Origin of the sequence: Acaryochloris sp. IP29b_bin.137 (genome assembly GCF_028285745.1) — a bacterium.
GTDB lineage: Bacteria > Cyanobacteriota > Cyanobacteriia > Thermosynechococcales > Thermosynechococcaceae > Acaryochloris.
Map to the genome: position 1 here is coordinate 1 of NZ_JANQOP010000032.1, position 4,973 is coordinate 4,973.

General features: G+C 46.8%; 3 protein-coding genes. 1 reads left to right on the plus strand and 2 read right to left on the minus strand.

Annotation, left to right across the window (positions count from 1 at the left end; translation table 11 throughout):
* Positions 1 to 192: 192 nt before the first annotated feature.
* Entirely contained in the window at positions 193 to 2,391 is a 2,199-nt protein-coding gene (gene katG, locus Q0991_RS02405) for a catalase/peroxidase HPI (protein ID WP_299485156.1), read from the minus strand.
* Positions 2,392 to 2,894: 503 nt separating this feature from the next.
* The gene (locus Q0991_RS02410) at positions 2,895 to 3,692 is read right to left on the minus strand and encodes a calcium-binding protein (RefSeq protein WP_299485152.1); all 798 of its coding nucleotides are present in this window, start codon (positions 3,690 to 3,692) and stop codon (positions 2,895 to 2,897) included.
* A gap of 629 nt (positions 3,693 to 4,321) precedes the next feature.
* On the opposite strand from Q0991_RS02410, the gene Q0991_RS02415 reads away from it, so the two are divergent.
* Positions 4,322 to 4,801 carry a zinc ribbon domain-containing protein gene (locus Q0991_RS02415; protein WP_299485154.1) on the plus strand — a complete coding sequence of 160 codons (480 nt, stop codon included), beginning with the start codon at positions 4,322 to 4,324 and terminating at the stop codon, positions 4,799 to 4,801.
* Positions 4,802 to 4,973 lie beyond the last annotated feature (172 nt).

The following is a 4,973-nucleotide window of genomic DNA, read 5'->3' on the forward strand; positions in this document are numbered from 1 at the left end:
GGCAGTTTTATTAAGCGTCATCCTGAATCCTTAGAATTGTTGCTGTAAAAGGTTCTTAGGCTACAACGGAAATCACTAAGATCTCAAATGGGTTCTATAAAAAAGTTACCCTGGCATCCTAATACTTGAACCATGCCCTTCAGGCTAGTGGGAAAGTTCTCTACTAGCCTGAGAAATAATGACCTTTGACGATTAGATAAGGTCAAAACGATCGAGGTTCATTACTTTATCCCATGCCGTCACAAAGTCTTGGACAAATCGCTTCTGGGAATCTGCACAGCCATAAACCTCTGCCAAGGCCCGTAGTTGAGAGTTGGAACCAAAGATCAGATCCACACGGGTTCCGGTCCACTTCAGTTCACCGGTTTTGCGATCTCGTCCTTCAAACACACCCTCATCTTCCGAAGTGGCTTTCCAGGTGATACCCATATCGAGTAGGTTCAAGAAGAAATCATTGGTGAGACTCTCAGGCCGTTGGGTAAACACCCCATATTGAGCCTGGCCTACATTGGCATTTAACACCCGCAGGCCACCGACAAGAACCGTCATTTCAGGTGCAGTTAGCGACAGCAACTGGGCCTTATCCACCAGTAGTTCTTCTGCTGAGACAGAATATTTCCCTTTGAGGTAGTTACGGAATCCATCTGCCTTCGGTTCGAGTACCGCAAAGGAGGTTACATCGGTTTGTGCCTGGGATGCATCCGTCCGTCCGGGCTTAAAGGGAACCTGCACATCGTACCAACCGGCACTTTTGGCTGCCTGTTCAACTCCCGCACAGCCACCCAGAACGATCATGTCTGCAAGGGAAACGCGCTTGCCACCCATTTGTGAATTATTGAAAGTGGTTTGGATGGCCTCCAAGGTCTGCAGCACCGTTGCCAATTGGGCCGGTTGATTGACTTCCCAATCTTTCTGGGGAGCCAGGCGAATCCGAGCCCCATTGGCCCCACCGCGCTTATCCGAATCACGGTAAGTGGAAGCCGAAGCCCAAGCCGTAGACACGAGTTGAGAGACCGTCAGATTCGTCGCTAGGATCTGGCTCTTCAGGGTCGCGATATTCTGCTCATTGATTAGCTCATGATCAACCGCCGGAACAGGATCTTGCCAGATTAATTCTTCCTCAGGCACCTCCGGCCCCAGATAACGCGAGCGAGGTCCCATATCTCGGTGGGTCAGCTTAAACCACGCTCTGGCAAAGGCATCCGCGAATTTTTCGGGATCTGCAAGAAAGCCCCTAGAAATCGGTCCATAAACCGGGTCCATTCGCATCGCCATGTCTGCTGTGGTCATGATTGGGGCATGTCGCTTGGATGGATCATGGGCGTCGGGAACGGTATTGGCACCTGCGCCTCCCTGGGGAACCCACTGATTGGCCCCTGCAGGACTTTTCGTCAGTTCCCACTCATAGCCAAACAGATTTTCAAAGTAATTGTTATCCCATTGCACCGGATTGGTCGTCCAGGCCCCTTCGATACCGCTGGTAATGGTATGGACTCCTTTACCCGTCCCAAAGCTATTCTTCCAACCCAAGCATTGCTCCTCAATACTGGCTCCCTCAGGCTCGGAACCCACATGGGCGTCATCGCCAGCTCCATGGCATTTACCGAAAGTATGGCCCCCTGCCGTTAGCGCTACCGTCTCCTCATCGTTCATGGCCATCCGCCCAAAGGTTTCGCGAATGTCTCGGCCTGATGCCACCGGATCGGGATGACCGTTGGGGCCTTCTGGATTGACGTAAATGAGACCCATTTGCACCGCACCCAGGGGATTTTCCAGCTCCCGATCACCGGTATAGCGGTTGTCGCCCAACCATTCGTGTTCAGCCCCCCAATAAATGTCTTCTTCTGGCTCCCAAATATCTTCGCGGCCCCCAGCAAACCCGAAGGTTTTGAAGCCCATGGACTCTAGAGCGCAGTTACCCGCCAGAATCATCAGGTCCGCCCAAGAAATCTTCGCGCCATATTTCTGCTTGATCGGCCACAACAACATCCGTGCTTTGTCCAGGTTGGCATTATCTGGCCAACTGTTGATGGGGGCAAACCGTTGATTGCCGGTCCCGGCTCCTCCGCGACCATCGCCAATTCGGTAGGTGCCAGCACTATGCCAAGCCATGCGGATAAACAGAGGACCATAGTGACCATAGTCGGCAGGCCACCAGTCTTGAGAGGTTTTCATCAGGTTGAAAATATCTTGCTTGACGGCAGCTAAGTCAAGACCTATAAACGCTTCAGCATAGTTGAACCCTTTCCCCATCGGATCCGATTTAGGGGAATGCTGTCTGAGGATTTGTAAGTTTAGCTGATTGGGCCACCAATCTCGGTTGGCTGTGCCACTACCAGCAGTGAATTTGAGCGCCCCGCCCGAAAATGGGCATCCGGTTGCACTACTCATAGGTTCTCCTTTAGTCGGTTGTGGTGTGAAGTTTGGGTTGGACTGCAAGTCGGGCACACCTGTAAAACGGTCTTTGGGTGATGTTGTTTCGCCAATGATGGGAGGTGTACCCGTGGTTTGACTGACCACAGATCTAAGGCTTGAAAGCAGTATTCGCATACGTTTAATAACTGTCATACTGCTTCCTTGTGGTCAGTTTGTACCTTCCTAAAGTTGATATTGATCAACGTTTGTTCTGGAATGTTGATTAGCCTTCATAAGGTCTGGGCTAGATGTAAAATTTTTTGGTTGTTTGATGATGATTTATTAATGCCAAGAAAATCACTGTATTACCTCAATACGTTAATCTGCTGTTATTAGGTTGTTCCAGTGATTAGGAACCTCAGGTAAAAATTGACCAAAAGATAATACTTGTTAAGTTGTCTGAACCCAGACCTTATCAATGCTCCTGTTAACCTTTATAAGGTCTGTTATGCAAACACTCAGGGACAAGGTGATCAGATCTAAAAAACAAAATCCGCTTCAGTAATGGAACTTGCAGCCACACCATCAAATGCAGCAATCAATCCAGCTTCAGCGGTTTCAATGACTGCAAACTGGCTATTGAACTGAGAGATAGTCAAATCACTAAATTGCAAATCAGACGCACCCAAGCTAATTACATCTCCTTCGCTACTGTCGAAGTCACGAATAATAGCCAGGCCAGCCAGCTCACCACCAGCAGGAATAGCATCAAGCACGAACGTATCGCTACCATCCCCACCAGTCAGATCGTTGACGCCCGTGCCACCAGCAAGGATATCGTTACCACTGCCAGCTCGTATCGTGTCGTCACCTGAACCACCAATTAGAGTGTCAATTCCTAGACCGCCTACCAGAGTATCGTTACCGGAGCCACCATCCAGTAAATCAGCACCTCGATCGCCAAATATACGATCGTTACCAGAGCCACCATAGAGGTAATCATTACTACCATCAATACCACCACCAATAATAATGTCATCACCAGCACCACCATCAATGACATTAGTACCACCGCTGCGAAGAAGACTGATTAAATCGTTTCCGTCTCCCCCAAACGCAATAGTGTTACTTGAATTTCTCTGTGCACCAATTTGGTCATTTCCACCTAAACCAACAAGAACATATCGGTCACCATTGGCAGAAAGAGAATCTCTACCTTCTGTACCGCGAACTTCAGTAAAACCATCTAATTGCAGTGCATCTCTAAGGGAAAGTGGAGACTGATCTGTTGATTGGAAATCTTCACTAGGGATAAATATAGACTGATCGATAGCCATGATATTTCCTACTATTTTTGATTAGTTTGTAATTGACGATAAAGGATCAAAACCTATTATTTTTCTGTCAATATTCATAATATAAAATGCCTCAATTTTAGATATCTGAGAACTAAATAAGAACATTATTAAAAACCAATAATATTGGCTCATGATCAAAAAATGTGTATGTCGGTTCTAAATACTTTTCTAGGCAAGGCTTTTTAATTTATAGATCACACTTTCTGGACATGAGACAATAAATAATATTTAGCTAAAAAAAGATGAATGTTCCAAGAAAAACAGGTGTAAATTTATCTTGGATTGGCATGGTTATTATCAGTTAATCTAATTTTTGGTAGAGACCCAGTAGATCGAAATCATCATCAATTTTCAGGTAAATAAATCACGCTCTTGGGCGGAAAAGTCTTTCAACACCCTGAGATATAAACTCCAAAAAGGTTTTGAGTGGAAATAAGTCTTGATAGACTCGTCTTCCCCCACGACGAGTTGCACTAACAAAGGTCCACAACAGGGTAATCCAGACATTGACCAGGATGAAAGCAAGGGCTACAAACAACAGCCGTACCATGAAATTTGTAGTCGTCGTTCGAATGCGGTAGTGATTCTTGATTCGATAGCTGGTTTCAATGCAACGTTTAGAATCTGATACGGCTCCACAGGTCAGAGAATCTTTGGGCAAGTATGCTCTTCGACTTCGGGAACGACTCGGTTTATCGCAGAAAGAAGTAGCTGAGATAGCGGGTATCCATGCCCAAAGCTATGGAAAGATTGAGCGAGATAGGACGGATAGCCTCAATCATAAAACTAAGCAGGGTTTATCTTCTGCACTCAAAATTCCCAGTGACTACCTTGATGCGGTGTGTCGGGGTATGGTCATGACTACCAACCAAGGGATTCGGTTTTGTCCAAAATGCTGGCAATCTGGAACATTACCTGATTCTCTATGGCTCCATAGCCGTGCAAAATATTGCTACGAATGTGGTACTCAACTTCGAGAACGTTGTGTGAGCTGTAATGAGCAGATTACCTCTTTCAAACATCGCTTCTGCCCATACTGTGGGACCCCCTACCAGATTCCTCATCTACTACCCAATGAGAAGAGATAGTAGCTTTCAAAAAAGGGGAATTGAGTACAATTGCCCCTTTTCGTAGCTTCGGTCATGTTTAGGTCGTCTAGGTTAATTTTGTGACATCTAACCCACGGACAGCAGCAGGACGTAGTCGGCAGCGGTCATACCATGACATCACATTTGGGAACTTCTCGTTGAGCTGCAGCAG

Bases quoted from the DNA above. Each gene is read 5' to 3' on its own strand.
- katG (WP_299485156.1), bottom strand. From the start codon at position 2,391: ATGAGTAGTGCAACCGGATGCCCATTTTCGGGCGGGGCGCTCAAATTC.
- Q0991_RS02410 (WP_299485152.1), bottom strand. From the start codon at position 3,692: ATGGCTATCGATCAGTCTATATTTATCCCTAGTGAAGATTTCCAATCA.
- Q0991_RS02415 (WP_299485154.1), top strand. From the start codon at position 4,322: ATGCAACGTTTAGAATCTGATACGGCTCCACAGGTCAGAGAATCTTTG.